Annotated in this window: 1 protein-coding gene; it reads left to right on the top strand. The window is 64.6% G+C overall.

Going from position 1 to position 26957, the window contains the following annotated elements; all coding sequences use genetic code 11:
• The first annotated feature begins 138 nt into the window (after positions 1 to 138).
• Positions 139 to 26907 carry a non-ribosomal peptide synthase/polyketide synthase gene (locus ACFI9K_RS17885; RefSeq protein WP_462664739.1) on the top strand — a complete coding sequence of 8923 codons (26769 nt, stop codon included), beginning with the start codon at positions 139 to 141 and terminating at the stop codon, positions 26905 to 26907.
• Positions 26908 to 26957 lie beyond the last annotated feature (50 nt).

Below are 26957 nucleotides of genomic sequence, written 5' to 3'. Positions count from 1 at the left end.
CCAGAACGGAAACCAGAATTGCTCAATCGCGCGCACAAGCCGCCGCGGCTCGACACCTCGAACCGGTCCGAAATCATCGAGCCGACCACCTCGGCGTCAGATTTCGCCGCCGCGACCGTGCCGCCGAAAGGCAAGTGAATGCGCGCAACGACTACCGGTGGGTCGCACACGCCCCCCACCGGAACCGGTTTCGAGAACGGCTTTCCTCTGTCGTCCGCCCAGCGGGGAATGTGGTTCGCTCAGCAACTCGCTCCTGACGTTGCCGTCTGTATCGCTCAGTACGTGGACTTGCGAGGCGACCTCGACATCGCTGTCCTTCAAGAAGCGTCTGCTCGCGCCGGACACGAATTCCAGTCTGCGTATCTCCGTCTGGCCGAGGTCGACGGGGAGGCTGTTCAGCTGGTCGATCATTCCATCGATCAAGCCGTGCACTACCTGGACCTTCGCGGCGAGGACGATCCGATGGCCTCGGCGCTGCGATGGATCGATCACAATTACGTGCAGCCGGTCGATATGGAAAACGATCCGCTGGTCGAGAGCTGGATCCTTCAGGTCGAGGACGAGCGCAACCTCTGGTACAGCAAGATCCACCACGTAGCCCTGGACGGCTACGGGGCCATGACACTGGTGAACCGCACTGCGGCGCTCTACACCGCCGCGGTCGAGCATTCCGAACCTGCCCCCAACAAGGCAGCCGAGCTCCGTCGGCTGTACGAGCTGGACCAGGAGTACCGGACGTCGACACGGTTCGAGTCCGACAAGGAGTACTGGGTCGCCCGCGCTGCGGACATCCACGACGGAGCAACTCTGTCGAATACGGACGGCCGCACGATCGCGGCGAGCAAGCTGCGCAGCATTGCGCTGCCCGACGACGTCGTCTCCGCGCTCGAAGACTCCGATTCCACCAAGGGCGGAACGGCCGCCGCGGTGTTCATCGCTGCGTTCGGCTGCTACCTCTCACGAATGACCGGACGAGCCGACGTCCTGGTCAACATTCCGGTGTCCGCCCGCACCACGGCATTGCTTCGCCGGTCCGGTGGAATGCTGGTCAACGTAGCGCCCATTCCGATGCACGTCCGCGAGGATGCCACCGTCGGAGAGCTGGTTCAACAGGTTCAGCTCGAACTGATGGGTGCCCTGCGGCACCAGCGGTTCAGCATCGAAGACATCCGGCGTGAGCTGGCGGCCTCGGGCAGCGACAAGCAGCTGGCCGGACCGATGGTCAACATGATGCTGTTCCATCAGCAGATCAACCTCGGTTCCATCGTCGGCGAATTCAACATCGTCACGTCGGGACCGGTCGAGGATCTTCTGGTCAATGTGTACCAGAGTGGTTCGCCGGCAAAAACATTCGTCGATTTCAGAGCGAACCCGAACCGGTACGACGACGGCGACCTCACAACACACCACGCGAACTTCGTGGACATGGCGGAAGCCTTCATCGCTGCCGGGCGCGACGTCGTCGTGGCCGATGTACATCCCGACAGTGCCCGTGAGGGCGAACGACGTCGACGTATCGCCGCTCAGCTCGCCTACTGGACCGATCGACTCTCCGATTCTCCGGACCTCATCGCAATTCCCACCGATCGCATCCGGCCGTCGCGCATCGGCCATGTACGCGCATCTCATGACATCACCCTCGGTTCCGAAACCTGGGCAGCTGTCGAACGGCTGGCCGCCGACCGCGGGACCACACCGTTCGTGGTCTTCGAATCCGTTCTTGCCGTACTTCTTTCGCGACTGGCCAGCACCGATGACGTCTCGATCGCCGTACCCGCCGACAGCGGTGAAACCGTGGTTCTGCGGACCAATCCGGACGGACGGCAGTCTTTCGGCGACTTCGTCGCTGCGTCCGAAGCCGATTTCGGTGCTGCACTCGCACACGGTGACGTGTCGTTCGAGACCGTCGTCGACGCCCTCGGTCTGACCCGTTCCGGCTCGCACAGCCCGTTGGCTCAGGTTGCGCTTCGATTCGGTTCCGCGGCCCTGCCGCACGACGGAACCGGGCTGGACCTTGTCGTCACGGTCGACCAGTCCGATTCGGTCGGCGTCGAATTGGATTACGCCACAGAACTGTTCGACGCCACGAGCATGTCGCAGTTCGGCCGCCGACTGGTGCGCATTCTCGACGCGCTGACAGGTGACCCCGATCTGCTGATCGCCGACGTGGACATGTTGTCCGCGGCCGAGCGTGCTCGGCTTGCGCCGGTTCGTGGTCCGCGGTCTGTGGTGGGTGTGGTGTTGCCGGAGTTGTTGGCTGGTGCGGTGGGTGTTGCGGGTGTCGGTGGTGTTGCGGTGGTGTCGGGTTCGCGGGTGCTTTCGTATGGTGAGTTGGATGCGGCGTCGTCGCGGTTGGCGCGGATGTTGATGTCGGGTGGTGTGGGTCCGGGGTCGTTCGTGGCGTTGGCGTTGTCGCGGTCGGTGGAGTCTGTGGTGGCGGTGTGGGCGGTGGCGAAGGCCGGTGGTGCGTTCTTGCCGGTGGATCCGAATTATCCGGTGGATCGGATCGAGCACATGTTGGTCGATTCGGGTGCTGTGGTGGGTGTGACGTTGGGTGCGCATCTGGGTGCGGTTGCGGGTGTTGGTGGGGTGTCGTGGGTGGTGCTCGATGATCCGGATGTGGTGGCGGATTTGGCGTTTCGGTCGGCTGCTCCGGTGTTGGACGAGGAGCGGTCGGGTGTGTTGCGTCTCGATGATGCGGCGTATCTGATTTATACGTCGGGGTCCACCGGTGTGCCCAAGGGTGTGGTGGTCACTCATCGTGGTGTGGGGAACTTGGCTGCGGAGGAGCGGGTTCGGTTCGGTGTGGGGCCGTCGTCTCGGGTGTTGGCGTTTGCGTCGCCGAGTTTCGATGCGTCGATTCTCGAGTTCGTGTTGGCGTTTTCGGGTGGGTCGACGATGGTGATCGCTCCGCCGTTGGTGTTCGGTGGGGTGGAGTTGGCGTCGTTGCTCGCCGAGGAGCGGGTGTCGCATGCGTTCGTCACTCCTGCGGCGTTGGCGTCGGTGGATCCGGTGGGGTTGGATTCGGTGGAGGTCGTGGTCACCGGTGGTGATGTGTGTGCGCCGGAGTTGGTGGCGCGGTGGGCGCCGGGTCGGCGGATGTTCAATGCGTACGGTCCGACGGAGGCGACGATTTTCTCGTCGATTTCTTCTGCGTTGGTGGTGGGGGAGTCGGTTGATATCGGTTCTCCGACTATCGGTTTCGCGGAGGTGGTGTTGGATGCGCGGTTGAATCCGGTGCCGGTCGGTGTGGTGGGTGAGTTGTATCTGGCGGGTCCGGCGTTGGCTCGTGGGTATCACGCGCGGTTGGGTTTGACGGCGGAGCGGTTCGTGGCCAATCCGTTCGGTGGTGCGGGTTCGCGGATGTATCGCACCGGTGATGTGGTGCGGTGGAATTCTTCGGGTGCGTTGGAGTATGTGGGTCGCAGTGATTTCCAGGTCAAGGTGCGTGGTTTCCGGATCGAGTTGGGTGAGATCGATTCGGTGTTGGCCGGTGTGCCGGGTGTCGATTTCGCGGTGACTGTGGGTCGTGAATCTGCTGCTGGGGCAACGGTGTTGGTGTCGTATGTGTTGCCGGTGGCGGGGACGGTGATCGATGTTGCTGCGGTGCGTGAGCAGGTGGGGTCGGTGTTGCCGGCGCATATGGTGCCCTCGGCGTTGGTGGTTCTCGAGTCCATTCCTTTGACACCGGCCGGCAAACTCGACCGAAACGCACTCCCCGAACCGGAACTCGGATCGCAGGGCGCTCTCGAATCGGCAGAGACCGAATACGAAGCCGCTGTGGCAGCGGTCTTCTGCGATGTTCTCGAGGTCGATCAGGTCGGCGTGACCGACAGCTTCTTCGATCTGGGCGGAAACTCGCTCGTGGCGACGCGTCTCGTCGCGCGCGTCAACTCTTCTCTCGGAACCGACCTGAAGGTGCTCGATCTGTTCGAGGCATCGACGGTGCGAACCCTGGCAGAACGTGCGGAAGCGAAGGGTGCCTCGTTGCACCGCCGCCCCGCACTCGTTCCGGTCGAGCGACCCGAGTCGATTCCACTCTCGCTCGCGCAGCAGCGCATGTGGTTCATCAATCAGTTCGATGTGGCCTCACCCGCGTACAACATTCCACTGACCGTCCGACTGACCGGTCGCCTGGACGTCACCGCGATGTCCGCGGCCATCGGCGACGTTCTGTCGAGGCACGAATCTCTCCGGACGGTGTTCCCGACGGTGGGCGATCTGCCGAATCAGGTCATCATGCCGGTCGAGGACGTCACCGGCCCCAACCTTCCACTCGAATTCGCCGAGGTCGACGCCGCATCGGTCGACGCCCTCGTCCGAACCTCTGCCACAACAGGATTCGACGTCACCGTCGATCTTCCATTCCGGGCCGTGCTGTATCGGACCGGTGCCGAGAGTTTCGTACTCGCCATCGTGGTCCATCACATCGCTGCCGATGGTGCCTCGATGGCACCGCTGGCCCGCGACGTCATGATCGCCTACGGTGCCCGGTCTGCGGGATCGGCTCCGATCTGGGATCCCCTCACCGTGCAGTACGCGGACTTCGCCCTGTGGCAACATGCCGTCCTCGGCGACGAGAACGACCCCGCATCCCTCGCATCGCGGCAGATCGAATTCTGGCAGTCGGCACTGGCAGATCTGCCCGACGTGTTGCCCATGCCGCTCGATCGGCCACGGCCCATACGGCAGTCGATGCGTGGCAGCGTCACCCCGTTCACCATTCCAGCCGACGTCGCCGCTCGATTGAACTCGGTCGCGGCCGAACACGAGTCGACGCTGTTCATGGTGGTCCACTCCGCGCTCGCTTTGCTGCTCGCCCGGCTGAGCGGCACCCGCGACATCGCTATCGGCACCCCGATTGCCGGCCGTGGGGACGCTGCACTCGACGACCTGGTGGGAATGTTCGTCGGCACGCTCGTACTGCGTACACAGGTCGAACCGCACGCGTCCTTCGGCGAATTGCTGGCCGCTACCCGCCGGTCCGATCTCGCTGCGTTCGACAACACCGACATTCCGTTCGAGCGACTCGTCGATGTGCTCGATCCGGCGCGGTCGACCGATCATTCACCGCTCTTCCAGGTTCTGCTCGAATTCCAGAACAACGCCTCGGCCACCCTGGAACTGCCCGAGCTCACCGTCGAGTTCGAGGAAATCGGCACCGATACAGCAAAGTTCGATCTGCAACTTCGCGTCGATCAGAACCCCGCCGACGAGTCCGGTGCGTTGTCGGCCGCCTTCACCTACGCCACAGATCTGTTCGATCCCGACACCATCGATCGGTTCGTCGACCGCTTCTTGCGCATCGTCTCCACCATCGGCACGTCGACGGACGTCCGAACCGGCGACATCGACATTCTCTCCGCCGCGGAACGCGAACTGGTTCTGTTCGAGTGGAACGACACCGCACGTCTGATCGAGTCGTCCTCGCTGCACCAGCAAGTTCCGGCCGGGGATATCGGAGTCACGCTGAGCAGCCTGTTCGACCGGCAGGTGCTCCGCAGCCCGTACTCGACCGCGCTGGTGTTCGAGGACGAACACATCACCTACCTCGAACTGGACGAGCGGGCCAATCAGCTCGCCCGACACCTCATCTCGCTCGGCGTGGCACCGGAAAGTCATGTCGGCCTTGCCATGCGACGATCGATCGACCTGCTCGTGGGCATGTACGCCATTGTCAAGGCCGGTGGTGCGTACGTGCCGATCGACCCGGACCATCCGGTGGAGCGGTCGTCCTACGTACTGTCGAGTGCTCAACCGGTGTGCATTCTCACGACGAGCCGCGACTGGATCAATATTCCGGTGGCAACTCCGGTTCTCGCCGTCGATCTGTTGGACTTCTCCGATCGCGATCACTCGGCGGTCACCGATGCCGACCGCCTGGGCAGCCTGAGTGGTTCGAACACCGCCTATGTCATCTACACCTCCGGTTCCACCGGGCGGCCCAAGGGCGTGGCAGTCACGCACTCCGCCATAGTCAATCGTCTGCTGTGGATGCAGCACGAGTATCGCCTCGAGCCCGCCGACACCGTTCTGCAGAAGACACCCGCCACCTTCGACGTCTCGGTATGGGAATTCTTCTGGCCGCTTCAGGTGGGTGCCAAACTCGTCATCGCAGAACCGGACGGACACCGCGACCCGGTGTACCTCTCTCGCATCATTGCCGACGAGCACGTCACCACCGTGCACTTCGTGCCGTCGATGCTCGCTGTGTTCGCGGCCGGTGCCCGGGCTGCAGAGTGCGTGTCGCTGCGGCTCGTCTTCTGCAGCGGCGAGGCACTTCCGCCTGCCACTGCGGCTCAGTTCGCTCAGTTCTCCCTCGCGGAGTTGCACAATCTCTACGGCCCGACCGAAGCCGCGGTCGACGTCAGTTACTACCACGTCACCGGACGGGATCCGGTGTCCATCCCCATCGGTGCACCGGTGTGGAACACCCGGTTGTACGTTCTCGACGCCTCGCTGCGGTTGGCGCCGATCGGCGCACCCGGCGAGCTGTATCTCGCCGGTGTCCAACTCGCACGCGGTTACGTCGGCCGCGGAGACCTGACGGCAGATCGTTTCGTCGCCGACCCGTTCGGTGAACCGGGCGAGCGGCTCTATCGCACAGGCGATCTGGTTCGTTGGCGCGCAGACGGTGAGCTCGAATACATCGGCCGTACCGATTTCCAGGTCAAGTTGCGCGGCCTGCGCATCGAGCTACCCGAAATCGAAGCCGTCCTGCTGCGGTCCGAATCGGTCGCCCAAGCGATCGCATTGGTACACAAGGACCCGAACACCGGCGAGACGCTAGTTGCGTACGTCGTGGGCGCACCCGGTTCTGCCGTCGACCCCACCGAACTGACGGCCGAGGCCGCGCGGCGACTTCCGGTCTACATGGTTCCCTCGCATGTGGTTGTGCTCGATTCGCTTCCGGTCAATGCCAGCGGCAAGCTCGATCGAAAGGCTCTGCCTGCGCCCGAGTTCACCGTCGCCGCTTCGGAATTCGTCGGTCCTGAGAACCCCGTCGAAGAGATCGTGGCCGGCATCTTCGCCGACCTGCTCGGCATCTCTCAGGTGGGAGTCACGTCGAGCTTCTTCGAGATCGGTGGTAACTCGCTGATCGCGATGCGCTTGGTGGCGCGTGTCAATGCCGCACTCGGCAGCACCATCGGCATCAGGGATCTGTTCGATGCGCCCACCGTACGGGCGCTGTCCGCAGGCATCGATGTTCGCGAACACGACGCCGCGGCAGCTCCGCAACTGGTTCCGCAGGAGCGCCCTGCCGTCGTACCGCTCTCGCTCGCGCAGCAGCGGATGTGGTTCATCAATCAGTACGACACCGAGTCGGCTGCGTACAACGTCGCGTTCGCCATGCGGCTCAGCGGCGTCCTCGATGTCGATGCGATGCGGTCGGCCATCGGCGACGTGTTGACCCGGCACGAGTCTCTTCGCACCATGTTCCCGCTGCACAACGACGGCCCGGTGCAGTCGATACTCGACGTGCAGTCGGCGCTGCCGGATCTGACTCCCATCGCCGCGGACGACGAGCGTCACGTGCACGAACTGGTCGGCGAAGTAGCCGGCGCGGGCTTCGATGTGGTGGCGGACGTGCCACTGCGCGTCCGGCTGATCCGGGAACGCGAGAACGAGCACGTGCTCGTCATGGTGGTGCACCACATCTCGTCCGATGGCTTCTCCAGCGCTCCGCTGGCCCGCGATCTGATGGTGGCGTACAGCGCCCGTGCTGCCGGGCATGCGCCGAGCCAGGAACCGCTGCCGGTTCAGTACGCCGACTACGCACTGTGGCAGCGTCGATACCTGGGTACCGAATCCGATCCCGAGTCTCTGATGGCACAGCAATCGACCTACTGGGTCGAGACGCTGTCCGGCAGCCCGGAGGTTCTTCCGCTGCCCACCGATCGCCCCCGCCCGGCGGTGGCGTCGCTACGTGGCGACTCGGTCTCGTTCGATATCGACTCGGCCGTCCACGCACGGCTCGCAACCGTTGCTGCCGAGCACAATTCGAGTTCGTTCATGATCGTGCACGCTGCTTTGGCAGTCCTTCTCGCGCGACTGTCCGGTACCGAGGACATCTCCGTGGGAACACCGATCTCGGGTCGAGGAGATGCCGCGCTCGACGAACTCGTCGGCATGTTCGTCAACACGCTCGTACTACGGACCCAGGTTTCCAGCGCCGCTCGTTTCGAAGACCTTCTCTCCGATGTTCGGTCCACCGACCTCGCCGCATTCACACACGCGGACATCCCGTTCGAGCGCGTCGTCGACGCGGTCGATCCCGCGAGGTCGACGGCCCACGCGCCGTTGTTCCAGGTCATGCTCGAGTTCCAGCACACCGATCGGCCGACGGTGACGTTGCCCGGACTGTCGATCGAAAGCATCGAACTGCCCAACGACATCTCGAATTTCGACCTGCAGTTGACGGTCTCCGAAGAATTCGACAAGTTCGGGGTACCGAACGGCATCGGTGCCGGCTTCCGCTACGCCACAGAACTGTTCGACGCCGATACGGTCCGAGTGCTCGCCGATCGCCTCGTGCGAATCCTCGATGTGGTGACGACGGACCCGGCCGTGCGTATCGGTGACATCGACATTCTGTCGAGCGACGAATACACCTCGCTTGCGCCGGTTCGTGGTCCGCGGTCTGTGGTGGGTGTGGTGTTGCCGGAGTTGTTGGCTGGTGCGGTGGGTGTTGCGGGTGTCGGTGGTGTTGCGGTGGTGTCGGGTTCGCGGGTGCTTTCGTATGGTGAGTTGGATGCGGCGTCGTCGCGGTTGGCGCGGATGTTGATGTCGGGTGGTGTGGGTCCGGGGTCGTTCGTGGCGTTGGCGTTGTCGCGGTCGGTGGAGTCTGTGGTGGCGGTGTGGGCGGTGGCGAAGGCCGGTGGTGCGTTCTTGCCGGTGGATCCGAATTATCCGGTGGATCGGATCGAGCACATGTTGGTCGATTCGGGTGCTGTGGTGGGTGTGACGTTGGGTGCGCATCTGGGTGCGGTTGCGGGTGTTGGTGGGGTGTCGTGGGTGGTGCTCGATGATCCGGATGTGGTGGCGGATTTGGCGTTTCGGTCGGCTGCTCCGGTGTTGGACGAGGAGCGGTCGGGTGTGTTGCGTCTCGATGATGCGGCGTATCTGATTTATACGTCGGGGTCCACCGGTGTGCCCAAGGGTGTGGTGGTCACTCATCGTGGTGTGGGGAACTTGGCTGCGGAGGAGCGGGTTCGGTTCGGTGTGGGGCCGTCGTCTCGGGTGTTGGCGTTTGCGTCGCCGAGTTTCGATGCGTCGATTCTCGAGTTCGTGTTGGCGTTTTCGGGTGGGTCGACGATGGTGATCGCTCCGCCGTTGGTGTTCGGTGGGGTGGAGTTGGCGTCGTTGCTCGCCGAGGAGCGGGTGTCGCATGCGTTCGTCACTCCTGCGGCGTTGGCGTCGGTGGATCCGGTGGGGTTGGATTCGGTGGAGGTCGTGGTCACCGGTGGTGATGTGTGTGCGCCGGAGTTGGTGGCGCGGTGGGCGCCGGGTCGGCGGATGTTCAATGCGTACGGTCCGACGGAGGCGACGATTTTCTCGTCGATTTCTTCTGCGTTGGTGGTGGGGGAGTCGGTTGATATCGGTTCTCCGACTATCGGTTTCGCGGAGGTGGTGTTGGATGCGCGGTTGAATCCGGTGCCGGTCGGTGTGGTGGGTGAGTTGTATCTGGCGGGTCCGGCGTTGGCTCGTGGGTATCACGCGCGGTTGGGTTTGACGGCGGAGCGGTTCGTGGCCAATCCGTTCGGTGGTGCGGGTTCGCGGATGTATCGCACCGGTGATGTGGTGCGGTGGAATTCTTCGGGTGCGTTGGAGTATGTGGGTCGCAGTGATTTCCAGGTCAAGGTGCGTGGTTTCCGGATCGAGTTGGGTGAGATCGATTCGGTGTTGGCCGGTGTGCCGGGTGTCGATTTCGCGGTGACTGTGGGTCGTGAATCTGCTGCTGGGGCAACGGTGTTGGTGTCGTATGTGTTGCCGGTGGCGGGGACGGTGATCGATGTTGCTGCGGTGCGTGAGCAGGTGGGGTCGGTGTTGCCGGCGCATATGGTGCCCTCGGCGTTGGTGGTTCTCGAGTCCATTCCTTTGACACCGGCCGGCAAACTCGACCGAAACGCACTCCCCGAACCGGACTGGTCCGCTCAGGTCTCCACGGGCGGTCGCGATGCGGAGAATGCAGTCGAGAAGACGCTGTCCGGATTGTTCGCCGAAGTTCTGCGGTTGGACAGAGTCGGCGTGGACGATTCGTTCTTCGCACTCGGAGGCGACAGCATCATGTCGATTCAGTTGGTCTCGCGCGCCAAGGCCGCAGGACTCGCTCTGTCGCCACGAGACGTGTTCGAGCACAAGACAGTTGCTGCATTGGCCGAGGTGGTAGCGGCCGGTGACGGTACCGCTGCGGTGGTGCTGGAAGAATTGCCGGGAGGCGGCGTCGGCGACGTCCCGCTGACCCCGATCGTGGCGTGGATGCTCGATCGAACGGCAGTGTTGGACAAGCACACTCAGACCGCTGTGCTGACGCTTCCGGCGGACATCGAACTCGACGTTCTCGAAGCCACCGTCCAGACGGTTCTCGATCACCACGACATGCTCCGCGGCGTGTTGCATCGCGGTGAACACCCGTCGATGGAGGTACTTCCTGCCGGATCGGTCTCGGCGCAGTCGGTAATCCACCGAGTCTCGTCGACAAGCGTTCACGGGGCGGAATTCTCGGCTCAGGCCAAGTCGGAGGCCGCGTCGGCAGTCGGCCGCCTGGCACCCGATTCCGGTGTCATGATCCAGATGGTGTGGTTCGACGCAGGCACCGAGGGAAGTCGTCTGCTCGTCGTCGCACATCACCTGGTGATCGACGGTGTGTCCTGGCGAATTCTCGTGCCGGATCTCGCGTCGGCTTGGGCCCAGATCATCGGCGGAAGCACCCCGGAACTTGCACCGGTCGGCACCTCGATGCGCCGTTGGTCTCACGGATTGCGTGAGGTGACCGCAACTCGCTCCGACGAGCTGGCGATGTGGCGATCTGTTGTAGCGCAACCAGATCCGCTCATCGGATCTCGTGCCCTCGATCGAGAGATCGACGTGTACCGGACCGTGGACAAGATCGAGCTCAGTCTGCCGACCGATGTGACCGAAGGACTGCTGACGGCGCTGCCCGATGCGTTCCACGGCAGCGTCAACGACGGTCTTCTCGCCGCCCTGGCCCTGGCTTCCGCCGTATGGCGACGTGGTCGCGGAGTGATCGTCGACGACGCACTCATCTCTCTCGAGGGCCACGGGCGCGAGGATCACGTCGTACCCGGCGCCGACCTCGGCCGAACCATCGGTTGGTTCACCACGATCTACCCGCTCAGACTGAGCCTGGACGGTATCGACCTCGACGATGCCCTCGCAGGAGGCGTCGATGCAGCGCGCCTGATCAAGTCGGTCAAGGAGCAGATGCTGGCCGTGCCCGATCACGGGATCGGCTACGGCATGCTGCGTTACCTGGACGAGGACGGTGCCGCTGCACTGCGCGATTTCCCGGCACCGCAGATCAGTTTCAACTACCTCGGGCGCTACAGCACCGATATTCCGGACGAGCTTCGCGGGCACGGCTGGTTGCCGGTCGACGACTCCGGTGTCGGCGACTCACAGGACGAGGATCTGCCCGTCGCCGCTGTGCTCGACATCAACGCCGTCACGACCGCGACACCCACCGGACCGCGATTGGAAGCATCGTTCGCGTTCCCCACCGGTGTGCTCGACGCGGCCGAGGTCGCAGAGTTGGTCGAACTGTGGCGTCAGGCCCTCACCGCGTTGACTCGGCTTGCGCAACGTCCCGGGGCCGGCGGTTTCACTCCGTCGGATCTCGATCTGGTCCGACTCGATCAGAGCTCCATCGACGACCTCGAACGTGTCTATCCGACGTTGGACGACATCTGGTCGATGACACCACTGCAGGCCGGCCTGCTGTTCCACGCCGAACTCTCGGACCAGTCCGTCGACGCCTACATCGTCCAGCTCGTGCTGGAGCTGCGCGGATCAGTCGACGAGGCGCGGTTCCGTAGGTCGGCGCAGGCATTGCTGCGCAGGCACGCCAACCTCCGCACGGCTTTCGTGCACAACAACGACGGCGAGTCGATCCAGATCGTGCATCACGGTGTGGACGTGCCGTGGTCGTCGATCGACCTGACCGGGCTGGACGTCGGCGATCGTGCCGCCGAGCTCGAACGCATCGAACACGAGGACCGCGCCACCCGCTTCAACATGGCGCAGGCTCCGCTGTTGCGCTTCATGCTGATCACGGTGGCACCGGGCGAGTGGCGGCTGGTGATGACCAACCACCACATCCTGCTCGACGGTTGGTCGACGCCACTGTTGCTCAAGGACCTGTTGACCCTGTACGTGGTGGACGGGGACGAGACGGTACTTCCTCGTGTCCCTGCCTACCGCGACTACCTGTCGTGGCTCGCCAAGCGCGATCGTTCGGCAGCGACGGCAGCATGGACCGACGCGCTCGCAGGACTGTCCGAACCCACGCTGCTGACTCCGGTGGAGAGTCGCCGCCAGGAGTCCACGTTGGCCGGCCGTGCGCTGATCTCGCTGGATACCGCACAGACCGACCGCCTGCGGGCCGTCGCCCGCGCACGCGGGGTAACCATGAACTCCATGGTTCAGGCGTCGTGGGCCATGGTCCTGGGCACTTTGACCGGGCGCTCCGACGTGGTATTCGGTGCGACCGTGTCCGGGCGACCGCCCGAGGTGTCCGATATCGAGTCGATGGTTGGCCTGTTCATCAACACGCTCCCGGTCCGAATCGTGCTCGATCCTTCCGAGACGCTGGGCGAATACCTCGATCGGGTGCAGGCCGAGCAGGCTGCTCTGCTCGATCACCACTACTTGGGCCTGACCGACATCCAGCGCGCCGTGGGACCGGCAGTCGCCTTCGACACGTTGACGGTGTTCGAGTCCTACCCGATGGACCGCGCAGGGCTGTCGGAAGAGACCGACCTCGCCGGCATGCATGTCCACGACGTCCACGACGGCAGCGACACGGCGCAGTATCCGTTGACCCTGGTCGCAATGGTCGACGACCGACTGCACATCGAAGCGAAGTATCTGCCGGAACTGTTCGAGGACAGCGTCGTTCGGGCGACGATCGACAGAATCGTCCGGGTTCTCGAGGCGATTGCCACCGACACCGATGTGCGCGTCGGATCGCTGTCACTGCTGTCCGAGGACGAACTGGATCGACTGGCCCCGGTACACGGACCTGCGTCCTCCGACGTGCGTCTGCTCCCGGAGATCTTCACCGATGCTGCGGTGACGAACACCGACGGCGTGGCACTGTGGAGCGAGAGCGGCAGCCTCGATTACGCCGAACTGAACGCGCGGTCCTCCGCGCTCGCGCGCGCACTGATCGCGCGCGGTGCAGGACCCGAAACCGTTGTTGCACTGGCGTTACCGCGCTCCGTCGATTCGGTGCTGGGAATCTGGGCAGTGGCCAAGACCGGTGCCGCCTTCTTGCCGATCGATCCGAGCTACCCTCGCGATCGCATCGAGCACATGTTGGTCGACTCCAACGCGTCCATCGGCCTCACGCTCGACACCCACGAGTCCGCGGTCGAGGGTCTCGGCTCGGCTCGGTGGACAGTCCTCGATCACGACGACGTCCGCGACGAGCTGGCCGCTCTCTCCACCGCGCCGGTGCTCGACGACGACCGAACGCGTCCGATGCACATCGATCAGGTCGCCTACCTGATCTACACGTCGGGCTCGACGGGTGTGCCCAAGGGCGTCACCGTCACCCATCGCGGTCTGGCGAATCTTGCGGAGGAGGAGCGAAGCCGCTTCCAGGTGACCCCCGATGCCCGCGTTCTGGCGTTCGCGTCGCCGAGTTTCGATGCCTCGATTCTCGAACTGGTCATGGTGTTCTCCGGTGCCGCCACGATGGTCATCGCACCGACATCGGTATACGGCGGCACCGAGCTGGCAGAACTGCTCGCCGAGCAGAAGGTGACGCACGCGTTCGTCACTCCCGCCGCCCTGGCGTCGGTGGATCCCGAAGGACTCGACGAGCTGCGCGTCGTCGCCACCGGTGGAGACGTGTGTCCGCCCGAGCTGGTGGCTCGCTGGGCACCGGGTCGTCTGATGTTCAATGCGTACGGACCCACCGAAGCGACAATCTTCTCCTCGATCAGCGATCCTCTGGACATCGAATCATCGATCGACATCGGTTCGCCCACAATCGGTTTCAGCGAAGTCGTACTCGACGGGCGGTTGCACCCCGTTCCGGTCGGAGTTGCGGGTGAGCTGTACCTCGCCGGGCCTGCGCTGGCTCGGGGTTACCATTCCCGATTCGGTTTGACCGCAGAGCGATTCGTCGCAAATCCCTACGCCGAGCCGGGCGCGCGGATGTATCGCACCGGAGACGTTGTGCGATGGACCGAATCCGGAACGCTCGAGTACGTCGGTCGCAGCGACTTCCAGGTCAAGGTGCGCGGTTTCCGCATCGAGCTGGGTGAAATCGACGCCGTACTCACCGACGATCCGACGGTGGAATTCGCCACCACGGTAGGAGTCGACGGTCCGTCGGGCAACACGATTCTGGTCGCCTACGTTCTCCCGCGGCCGGGTCGGCAGATCGACACCGCCGCGTTGCGCACCCATGTGTCGAGTTCGCTTCCCACACACATGATCCCGACGGCCTTCGTCGAGCTGGAGTCGATTCCGTTGACCCCGGCCGGAAAGCTGGATCGGAGAGCACTTCCCGCGCCCGATCTGCATCTCGGCAGCGACTCCCGAGCTCCGCGTACCGAGACGGAGCGAATCATCGCCGACATCTTCGGCGAGGTGCTCGGAATCGACACAGTGGGCATCGATTCGAGCTTCTTCGATTTGGGCGGCGACTCCCTCAGCGCCACCAGACTCACCGCACGGGTCAACACTGCACTCGACACTGCGATCAGCGTTCGCGCGCTGTTCGAGGCACCCACGGTCGAGTCGCTGGCAGTACGCGTGGACAGCAACCCGCTCGGTAGCGTTCGCCGCCCAGCCCTCGCTGCGAAACCACGGCCGAGTTCCATTCCGCTGTCCTTGGCGCAGCAGCGAATGTGGTTCATCAACCAGTTCGACGTGACGTCGGCGGCGTACAACATCCCGCTCGCGGTTCGTTTGACCGGTCGACTCGATACTGCTGCGATGAGTGCAGCCGTCGGCGACGTTCTGGAACGACACGAATCGCTGCGCACCGTGTTCCCCACCCACGAGGATCGCCCCGAGCAGAAGATTCTCGATGCGCACGCCGTGTCGACCGAACTCGACGTCGTCGATCTGGACGCAGCCGATGTCGTGTCGGCCATCTCGGCCGCCGCTGCACGGGGATTCGACGTCTCGACCGAGCTGCCCTTCCGGGCAGTTCTGTACCGGTTGGCACCGGACGAGTTCGTGCTCTCGATAGTCGTGCATCACATTGCCGCCGACGGAGCGTCCATGGCACCGCTGGCGCGCGACGTCATGGTGGCCTACGGAGCTCGCGCCGCTGCCGCGTCACCGATGTGGGTACCGCTCGACGTGCAGTACGCCGACTTCGCGATCTGGCAGCGCGACGTTCTCGGTGACGAGTCCGATCCGTCCTCACTCGCAGCTCAGCAGCTGGACTTCTGGAAGACCGCCCTGGCGGACTTGCCCGAGGTTCTCCCGTTGCCGTTGGATCACCCCCGCCCGGCCCGTCAATCGATGCGCGGCAACAGTGTTCGCTTCGAGATCGATCGTGACACCCACGCGGCACTGATCGACGTCGCGCGGGCCAACGAAGCAACCGTCTTCATGGCCGTGCACGCGGCATGGTCGGTCCTGATGGCGCGACTGAGCGGCACCGAGGACATCGCGGTCGGCACCCCGATCGCCGGCCGCGGCGACGCCGCTCTCGACGATCTGGTCGGCATGTTCGTGGGCACGCTCGTGCTGCGCACCGAGGTGTCTCCTGAGCTCTCGTTCACCGACCTGCTCCGTGCCACGCGCGCCGCCGATCTGGCTGCGTTCGACAACACCGACGTACCGTTCGAGCGGTTGGTCGATGTGCTCGACCCGACGCGTTCCACCGACCATTCGCCGCTGTTCCAGGTGCTGCTCGAATTCCAGAACAACACCTCGGCGACGCTCGAGTTGCCGGACCTGACGGTGCACGCTGTGGACATCGACGCGCACGTGGCGAAGTTCGACCTACAGCTCACCATTGCGGAGAACGTCGACGAGACCGGTGCGCCGGCCGGGATGACCGCAGCGATCACGTACGCGGTCGATTTGTTCGAGGAATTGTCCGTCCAGGAGTTCTCGGCGCGCTTCAGTGCCGTCCTCGGTGCGGTCACCGCCGAACCGGACAGTGCGGTCGGCGACATCGATCTGTTGCTTCCCGGTGAACTCGATGCGATGACGCACGAGTGGAACCACGCCGGTCTCGAGGCGGACGATTCCACCTTGGCCGACCGATTCGCCGCTGCTGCAGCACGATTCCCGGATTCACGGGCCGTCGTCTTCGGCGATCGATCGATGACCTACGCCGAACTGGACGACCGCTCGAGCCGCTTGGCTCGGGTTCTGATCGGTCGCGGCGTGACGCCCGAATCGCTCGTCGCGGTCGCCATGCCACGTGACGAGCAGCTGATCGTGGCGCTGCTCGCCGTGATCAAGTCCGGTGGCGGATACCTGCCGATCGACGTCTCGTACCCGGCCGACCGGCTCGCGTTCATGCTCGAGGACGCCTCGCCCGTCTGCATCATCTCCACCGTGGCGGACATCGCCGCGATTCCGGCCTCCGAACTCGATGTTCTCCTGGTCGATTCGCCGGAGCTGATCGCCGAGCTGAACGACGTTTCCGGCACTCCGCTGACGGATGCGGACCGCTCCGGCAGAACGAGTGCAGATTCGGTCGCCTACGTCATTTACACGTCGGGTAGTACCGGGCGTCCCAAGGGCGTCCAGATCGCACACCGCAATGTGGCGACGCTGTTTGCGAACACCGCGAATCTGTTCGATTTCGACAGCAGCGACGTGTGGACGATGTTCCATTCGTACGCGTTCGACTTCTCGGTGTGGGAACTGTGGGGCCCGTTGCTGCACGGCGGAACCCTCGTCGTCGTCGACTACTACACAGCGCGCTCGCCCGAGCTGTTCCGCGAGTTGCTGGTGCGCGAGAAGGTCACGGTGCTCAACCAGACACCGACGGCGTTCTACCAGTTCGCAGAAGCGGACAGGGTTGCCACTGCATCCGTGGGAGCTACCGACAACTCTGCAGAACTGTCGCTGCGATACGTGATATTCGGCGGTGAGGCACTCGATCTCGGACAGTTGGGCCGGTGGTATGCCCGACACGACGAGTCGACGCCGACCCTGGTGAATATGTACGGCATCACCGAGACGACGGTCCACGTGAGCCACCTGGCCCTGACCGAGGAGTTCGCTGCCTCCGCCTCCGCCAGCGTCATCGGCCAGGCAATCCCGGCACTGAACGTTGCCGTTCTCGATACGCGCCTGAACCCGGTGCCACCAGGCGTGACCGGCGAAATGTACGTCTCCGGGGCACAGCTCTCACGCGGCTACCTCGGACGAGCGGGCCTGTCGGCAACGCGTTTCGTGGCAGACCCGTCGGGTGACGCCGGCTCGAGGCTGTACCGCACCGGTGACACGGCGAGGTGGAACCGCGACGGGGCGCTCGAATACCTGGGCCGCAGCGACATGCAGGTCCAGTTGCACGGCTTCCGCATCGAGCTCGGCGAGATCGAGAGCGCTCTGCTCGCATTCGACGGAGTCGCAGCGTCCGTGGTCGCGGTACGTGACGACGGCTTCGGTGATCGCCTGATCGGCTACGTGGTCGCCGAAGCAGGCCGGACACTCGACCACGCCGCCGTGCTCGAATTCGTGGGCACCACGCTGACGTCCTACATGGTGCCTGCGGCGCTGATCGTGTTGGACGAGTTGCCGCTCACCGCCAACGGTAAGCTCGATCGCCGGGCGTTGCCGGCTCCGGACTTCTCGGCCAATGTGACCGAAAGTCGTTTGCCTGCAAACGAAGTCGAGTCCATTCTGGCCGGTCTTTTCGCCGATGTCCTCGGTCTCGATACGGTCGGCGTCGACGATTCGTTCTTCGCGCTCGGTGGCGACAGCATTATGTCCATCCAGCTCGTCTCGCGCGCCAAGGCAGCGGGCCTCGTGCTGGCCCCACGCGACATCTTCGAGCGCAAGACGGTGGCCGCGCTCGCCGAGGTCGTCGTTCTCGGCGGCGACGTCGTCGTGCTCGAGGAGCTCGAAGGCGGGGGAGTCGGCCCGCTGCCGCTGACACCTGTTGTTCGGTGGATGTTGGACCGCAGCACCGACTTCGGCCGGTACACCCAGACAGCCTTGCTTCAGCTTCCGGTCGGTATCGACAACGACACCCTCGAACGCACCGTCCAGGCAGTTCTCGATCGCCACGACATGCTGCGATCGCGACTCTTCCAGGATGCCGACGGCACCTGGCGCGAGGAAGTGTCTCCGATCGGGACGGTGTCCGCGGCATCGGTGATTCACGCCGTTCCGGTGGACGCGATCGACGGAACCGAGTTCTCCGCCCGCGCCGCAACAGAACTCGATGCTGCGGCCGACCGACTCGTTCCTGCCGACGGCGTCATGTTGCAGATGGTGTGGTTCCAGGGCCCCAACGGTTCCGGTCGACTTCTCGTCGTCGCCCACCACCTCGTCATCGACGGCGTGTCATGGCGAATCATCGTTCCGGATCTGGCGACCGCATGGAGCCAGGTCGTTGCAGGCGACGAGCCTGCCCTCGCCGCGATCGGCACATCGATGCGTCGCTGGTCGACCGGTTTGACCGAGGTCACCCCGAGCCGCGCGGACGAGCTGGGGCTGTGGCAACGCATCCTCGGTGGCGAGGATCCGACCATCGGATCGCGGGCACTGGACAAGCGGGTGGACGTCGACGCGACCGTGCAGCGCATCCGTACCTCGCTACCCGTCGAGGTCACGGAACGACTGCTCACGACCGTTCCGAATGTCTTCCGTGGCAGCGTCAACGACGGGCTCCTGGCAGGCTTGGCTCTGGCGCTGACCGCGTGGCGTCGCGAACGCGGTGCCGCGGTTCGTACCGCTCTGATCACCCTCGAGGGCCACGGGCGTGAGGACGCCGTGGTGCCCGGTGCCGATCTCGGCAGGACCGTCGGCTGGTTCACCACGATCTTCCCGGTACGTCTCGACCTGGGATCCGTCGACATCGCCGACGCGTTGTCCGGTGGAGACTCCGCCGGCGCACTGATCAAGGCCGTCAAGGAGCAGTTGCTCGAGATCCCCGATCACGGCATCGGCTACGGCATGCTGCGGTACCTCGATCCCACAGGCCGCGAAGCGCTGTCCGGGTACGCCGCTCCGCAGGTCAGTTTCAACTACCTCGGGCGCTTCTCGACCGGTTCGTCCGAGGGCATGGAAGACGTGGGCTGGATTCCCGTGGCCGACGCCGAACTGGGCGACGCACAGAACCCGGACATGCCCGTACCGGCCGCATTGGACATCAATGCCGTCACCACGTCGACACCCGACGGCCCGCAGCTGGACGCCACGTTCGCGTTCCCCGCTGGAATTCTCGGTGCCGACGAAGTGGACCGGTTGATCGAGCTGTGGACGCAGGCGCTCACTGCGATCACCGAGCACGCGTCGGCCGACGGCGCGGGCGGTCTCACTCCGTCCGATCTCGAGCTGGTCGACATCGATCAGAAGTCGATCGAGGTACTGGAGAACAGGTTCCCGAATCTGGACGACGTGTGGTCGATGTCGCCGCTGCAGGCCGGGCTGCTCTTCCACGCGCGCCTCGCGGGCGAGGTCGGCAGCGACGTTGCCGGCGTCGACGCCTACATGGTGCAGCTGGGCCTCGAGTTGCGTGGCACGGTCGATTCCGCGCGGATGCACGCCGCAGTCGACAAGCTCGTGTCACGTCACCCGAATCTGCGTGCCGCCTTCGTCCTCGACGGCTCCGGCGAATCTCTGCAGATCGTGCAGAGTTCGGTCACGGTTCCGTGGGCAGAGATCGATCTGCGCGGTGAAGCCGATGTCGAGGCCGCACTCGAGGCAGTACTGGAGGCAGACCGCGGCGTTCGGTTCGAGATGGACTCCGCGCCGCTGCTTCGATTCACGCTCATCACACTCGCCGACGATCACTGGCGGCTGCTACTGACCAACCACCACATTCTGTTGGACGGCTGGTCGACGCCGCTGGTCGTCAAGGAACTCATCACGCTGTACGTCACCGAGTCCGACGACTCGATGCTGCCGCGGGTGCCCGCGTACCGGGATTACCTCACGTGGATGCGGCAACGTGACGTCTCGATTTCCACCGCACAGTGGGTCAGTGCGATGGCGGGCGTCGAGGAGCCGACTCTGCTGGTGACCGGGGACCGGGGCCGGCAACTGTCCACGGTCTCTCGTGAATCCGAGCGCTCGTTGTCGATCGAGACCACCGCTGCCCTACGCGATTTCGCCGCGCGCCGCGGGTCGACCCTGAACACTCTGGTGCAGACCGCCTGGGGCATTGTGCTCGCGACGCTGACCGGTCGAGACGACGTCGTCTTCGGTGCCACCGTGTCGGGACGTCCGCCCGAGGTCCCAGGCATCGAAGGCATGATCGGGCTGTTCATCAACACGCTGCCCGTTCGGGTCACGCTCGATCCGAGCGAGACATTGGGCGCTCTGGTCGATCGTGTACAGGCCGAGCAGGCGTCGCTGTTGGACCACCACTACCTCGGGCTGACCGACATCCAGCGCGCAGCAGGTGCCGGGGTCGCGTTCGACACGCTGACGGTGTTCGAGTCGTACCCGGTTGATCGTGCCGGAGCCTCTGCGGCAACGGATTTCGCGGGCATGCAGGTGACGGACATCCTCGGAACCGACGCCGCACACTACCCACTGACTCTGGTCTCGTCCGTCGACGAGCGACTCAACATCAAGGCCAAGTACCTCCCCGAACTGTTCGAGATCGACGATGTCGTTGCCATCGTCGATCGAGTCGAACGGGTACTCGAGGCAGTGCTGGCCGACGAACAGCAGCCTCTGGCTCGCCTCCGACTGCTCGACCGAGGCGAAATTGCTGCTCTGGCACCGGTATCCGGAATCGAAGGCCGGTCGATGCGGCTGTTGCCGGAGATATTCGCCGACGCCGCCGCTCTCGATCCGGACGCCATCGCCCTGCGCAGCGCAGACGGAGAGCTGACGTACCGCGAGCTGGACCGACGGTCGAACAGACTTGCTCGGATCCTGCTGAGTCACGGTCTTCACACCGAGACATTCGTCGCGCTCGGTATCGCACGGTCCATCGAGTCGGTGCTGACAGTGTGGGCGGTCGCCAAGTCCGGTGCCGCATTCGTTCCGGTCGACCCGAACTACCCGGCCGACCGCATCGAACACATGCTGGCGGACTCCGGCGCGAGTTTCGGTGTCACCACCCGCGCGCATCTGGACGACCTACCGTCCACCGTGCCGTGGATCATTCTGGACGATCTCGCCACGGACGGCCAGGGCGGAGTCGGCGACGAGCCGATAGCCGACAGCGAACGTCATGGTCGCATCACTCTGGAGAGCGCGGCCTACACGATCTACACCTCGGGTTCGACGGGCGTTCCGAAGGGCGTCGTGGTCACGCACTCCGGCCTGGACAACTTCGCAACCGAGCAGCGCCAACGCTATGGCGTCTCGAAAAACTCACGGACGCTTCACGTTTCGTCGCCGAGCTTCGATGCCTCGGTGCTCGAGTACCTGCTCGCCTTCGGCGTCGGGGCCACGATGGTGATCGTGCCGCCGACCGTCTACGGCGGCGAGGAACTCGCGTCGTTGTTGGCATCGGAGGCGGTGACGCACGGATTCATCACTCCGTCCGCCCTGGCGTCGGTCGACCCGAGCGGTCTGGACACATTCGCCGACGTTGTCGTCGGCGGCGAGGCCGTCCCGGCCGAGTTGGTCGGCAAGTGGGCTCCCGGACGCAACCTGTACAACGGGTACGGTCCGACCGAGGCCACGATCATGTCCAACATCAGTGCACCGATGGTCGCCGGCGAGCCGGTGTCGATCGGTGGCCCGGTTCGCGGCGTACACGAAGTCGTTCTCGATTCACGACTGCAGCCGGTTCCCGTCGGCGTCGCTGGAGAGCTCTACCTCGCCGGTGTCGGCCTGGCTCGCGGCTACCACGATCGCATGGGCCTGACAGCGGAGCGATTCGTCGCCGACCCGTTCGGTGCCCCCGGTGCACGGATGTATCGCACCGGAGACGTGGTGCGTTGGTCTGCGGATCTGACGATCGAGTATGTCGGTCGAAGCGACTCCCAGGTCAAGGTCCGTGGGTTCCGCATCGAACTCGGCGAGATCGACGCCGCACTCTCCGAGCATCCGGCGGTCGACTTCGCGGCGACCTTCGGCACTCCGGGGCCGTCGGGCGCGACGGTTCTCGTCGCATACGTCCGCCTGGCACACGCAGGTGTCGATACCTTCGACACCGCTGTGTTGCGGGATCATCTCGCCGCCGCGCTGCCGTCGCACATGGTTCCGAGCGCGTTCGTCGTGCTCGACACCATTCCGCTCACACCCGTGGGCAAGCTCGATCGCTCTGCGCTGCCCGTACCGGAGTTCGGTGCGGCGACGTCGTACCGTGAGCCCAACACCCCCGCCGAACTCACCGTGGCTGCGGTGTTCGCCGAGATCCTCGACGTAGATCGAGTCGGGGCCGACGACAGCTTCTTCGAGCTGGGTGGGGACTCGCTCAGTGCAACTCGGGTGATCGCGCGCGTGAACGCGGAATTCGGTACGACGATCGGCGTTCGCACGATCTTCGAGACGCCCACGGTGTCCGGTCTGGCCAGCGCGGTCGGTACTGCAGACACCGGAACGCAGCGACCTGCGCTCGTTGCGGTCGAGCGGCCGGAGCACATTCCGCTCTCTCTTGCTCAGCAACGTATGTGGTTCATCAACCGGTTCGACACCTCGTCGGCGGCGTACAACGTGCCGCTGGTCGTCAAACTGACCGGAAAGCTGGACACTGCGGCACTGGCCGCGGCGGTCGTCGACGTTCTCGAACGTCACGAGTCGCTGCGCACGACCTTCCCCGAGGGTCCGCAATTCCCGGTCCAGCTGGTACATCCGGCGGATGAGGTCGCACCCGCCGTCGAGCCCGAACGGATCGCGGCCGGGCTGCTGACCGATCGCGTGGCGCTGCTGGCAGGTCGAGGGTTCGATGTCACCACCGAGATTCCGGTGCACGTGGAACTGTTCGAGGTCCTGGACGGCAACAGCACCGCGGCAGACGATCACGTCTTCGTCCTGGCCATGGTGGTGCACCACATCGCAGCCGACGGTGCCTCGATGGCACCGCTGGCACGGGACGTCGTACTGGCGTACTCGGCTCGCAGTGCGGGACACGCGCCGGATTGGCGGCCGCTGCCGGTGCAGTACGCCGACTACACGCTGTGGCAGCGCTCGTTGCTCGGTGACGAGCAGGACGAGTCGAGCGTGGCCGCGACTCAGTTGAAGTACTGGGCCACCGAGCTCGCAGGCCTACCGGATCTGTTGCCGTTGCCGACAGACCGTCCTCGGCCCACCACGCAGGACTTCCGCGGTGGCCGGGTCCGATTCACCGTCGATGCCGAGATACATCGGGCGCTCGTCGAGGTGACCCGCGAGCAGAACGTCAGTATGTTCATGGTTCTGCACGCCGCGTTCGCCGTGGTGCTGGCCCGACTCAGCGGTACTGACGACATCGCGATCACCACCCCGGTGGCAGGGCGCGGTGACGCAGGACTGGACGACCTCGTCGGAATGTTCGTCAACACGTTGGTGCTGCGCAGCCGGGTCGTCGAGGCCCACTCGTTCCTGGATCTCCTCGCGCAGGTCAAGGCCGGCGATCTCGATGCGTTCGATCACACGGAGATGCCGTTCGAGCGCATCGTCGAGGTGCTCAATCCGACGCGGTCGACGGCGTACGCGCCGCTGTCTCAGGTGGCACTGTCGTTCCAGAACAACGAGAAGGCGTCACTCGAGCTCCCCGACCTACGGGTGGAGGGATTCGATTTCGACGTACCCGTGGCCAAGCAGGACTTGCAGCTGCTGGTATCGGAGAATTTCGGAGACGACGGGCAACCCGCCGGTTTCGAGGCAGCGTTCGATTACGCCACGTCACTGTTCGACGAGTCCACCGTCGACGCCATCGCGGCGCGATTGGTTCGCGTGCTCGACGCCGTCGGAAGCGACCGCCGTACAGCGGTGGGAGATATCGACATTCTCGGTGCCGACGAGAAGCAGGCCCTGGCGCCTGCCCGAGGTCCAGCCGACGTTGCGCTACGGACCTGGCCGGAAATGCTCGCGGCGTCGGTGGCGCTCGATCCGTACGCGGTGGCCGTCACGTACCGAGGCGTGAGCCTGTCCTACGCCGACCTCGACAGCTGGTCGAACCGAATCGCGCGGATGTTGATCGACTACGGCGTCGGCCCGGAGACGTTCGTCGCCCTGGCACTGCCACGGTCGATCGAATCGGTGCTGTCGGTGTGGGCGGTTGCGAAGACCGGTGCTGCGTTCTTGCCGGTGGACCCGAACTACCCGTCCGATCGCATCGCGCACATGCTCGAAGATTCCCGCGCGGCGATGGGACTGACCGATGTCGACAGCAGAGAATCGCTACCCGACACCGTGCCGTGGCTCGTGTTGGACGATCCCGAAACGTCCGCGGAACTCTCTCGCTATCCCGTGGACGCCGTCACCGATGCGGAGCGCACGGCGACACTGAACCTCGATCACCCGGCATACCTGATCTACACATCGGGTTCGACGGGTCGCCCGAAGGGCGTCGCAGTGCGACACCGAGGCATGGCCAACCTGCAGGCCGAGGTCATCGATCGGTTCCGTCCCACCCGTGATTCGAGGGTGTCCCACATCGCGTCGCCGAGCTTCGACGCGTCGGTGTACGAGCTGACGATGGCATTCGGCGTCGGTGCCACCGTCGTGATCGTGCCGCCCGGCACGTTCGGCGGTAGCGAACTTGCCGACCTGCTCGAGTCCGAACACGTCACGCACGCATTCCTTACTCCGGCGGCGTTGTCCTCGATCGACGAGTCTCGTCTGGGCACCGTCCGCGTCCTCGCCGTCGGCGGCGAGGCGTGTACCCCGGAACTGGTGGCGAAATGGGCACCGGGCCGCACGATGTTCAACGGCTACGGTCCGACCGAGACCACCATTCAGGCAAGTGTCGGTGGGCCGTTGATCCCCGGCGGCACGGTGGATGTCGGCCGGCCCGGTACCGGGTTCCGTTTCATGGTGCTCGACGCACGTCTGCGGCCAGTCCCGGCAGGGGTGTCGGGCGAGCTGTACATTGCCGGTCCCGGCACTGCACGGGGCTACCTCCGGCGGTTCGGGCTCACGTCCGAGCGCTTCGTCGCAGACCCCTTCGGCAACCCGGGCGAGCGGATGTACCGGACCGGTGACGTCGTGCGCTGGGGAAGCAACGGAACCGTCGAGTTCGTCGGACGCAGCGACTTCCAGGTCAAGGTGCGCGGCTTTCGCATCGAACTCGGCGAGATCGACTCCGCCCTCACCGAGCACGAGAAGGTCGGATTCGCCGCCACGATCGGGCACACCGCAGCCTCCGGTGACACGGTGCTCGTGTCCTACGTGCTGGCGGCAGACGGCGAGACGCTCGACACCGAGGAGCTACGAGATCGCGTGGCGAAAGTGCTTCCGCGACACATGGTTCCGTCGGCGATCATCGAACTCGACGACATTCCACTGACCCCGGTGGGCAAGCTCGACCGTCGGGCACTGCCGATACCGGAGCTGACGGTCTCGACCACTCCGTACCGCGCGCCGAGTACCGACGTGGAAGCAGCCATCGCCGATGCCTTCGCCCAGGTTCTCGGTGTCGACCGAGTCGGTATGGACGACAACTTCTTCGAGCTCGGCGGAACCTCGCTGGTGGCCACGAAGATCGTGCCGGCCATCGAAGATGCCATCGGGGTACGAGTTCCGCTGCAAGCGCTGTTCGTCGACCCCACACCGGCCGGGCTGGCCGCGCGGGTGGCGTCCGACGCCGACGCCGCGGGTGCCGATCTCGATTCGGTGTTCGGAGTGGTGATTCCACTGCGCAGTACAGGGTCGAAGGCACCGCTGTTCTGCGTCCACCCCGGAATCGGGCTCTCGTGGGGATACGCGGGCATCGTCTCGAAGTTGACCGACGACCGTCCCGTGTACGGCCTGCAGCTGCCGAGCATCGTCGAAGGGACGACGTTCGGTTCGATTCGTGATCTCGCACATCGATACGCCGACGAAATCCGGTCCGTTCAGCCGGTGGGTCCGTACCACCTGCTCGGTTGGTCGTTGGGTGGCTCGCTCGCTCACGCGATCGCTGTGGAATTGCGCAGCACCGGTAGCGAAGTTCGCACGCTCGCTCTGCTGGACAGCTACGTCGACGGTCATGACGACGACACCATCGACGGAGCACTGAGCGTCGAAAACCTACTCGGAGGATTGGGCCTCGACCTGACAGCGCAGCCGTCGGCCGAGCCACTGACCTACGAGCGCGGCGTGGAATTGCTCGACGAATCCCTGGGACAGACGACCGGCGTGACTGCCGATCATCTGCGGAGAATCAACGCGGGATTCGAGAACTCGACAAGAATCATGGCCGAGTTCGTGCCCGACGTATTCGACGGAGATGTTTTGTTCTTTTCCGCAACGAAGGGTGCGAGCGACGGAATTGTCCGATCGCCGCAGGAATGGCGACCGTACGTCACAGGAGATATCGTCATCCACGATGTCGAGGTTTTCCACAACGAGATGACAAATGCCGAAGCGGCCGATGTAATCGGACCGATCGTCGATTCTCATCTGGGTAATACACCTGAATAACGTTTTGGCGTGTTCTTCACATCGAGAGCACCTGTACGAATACCATCGGC

The organism is Rhodococcus sp. PSi06 (genome assembly GCF_054960675.1).
Note: the sequence above shows the minus strand (reverse complement) of the source record. Positions and strands in the feature narration are given on the sequence as shown.

Coding starts and splice junctions, on each gene's coding strand:
- ACFI9K_RS17885 (WP_462664739.1), top strand. CDS start 139: ATGCGCGCAACGACTACCGGTGGGTCGCACACGCCCCCCACCGGAACC.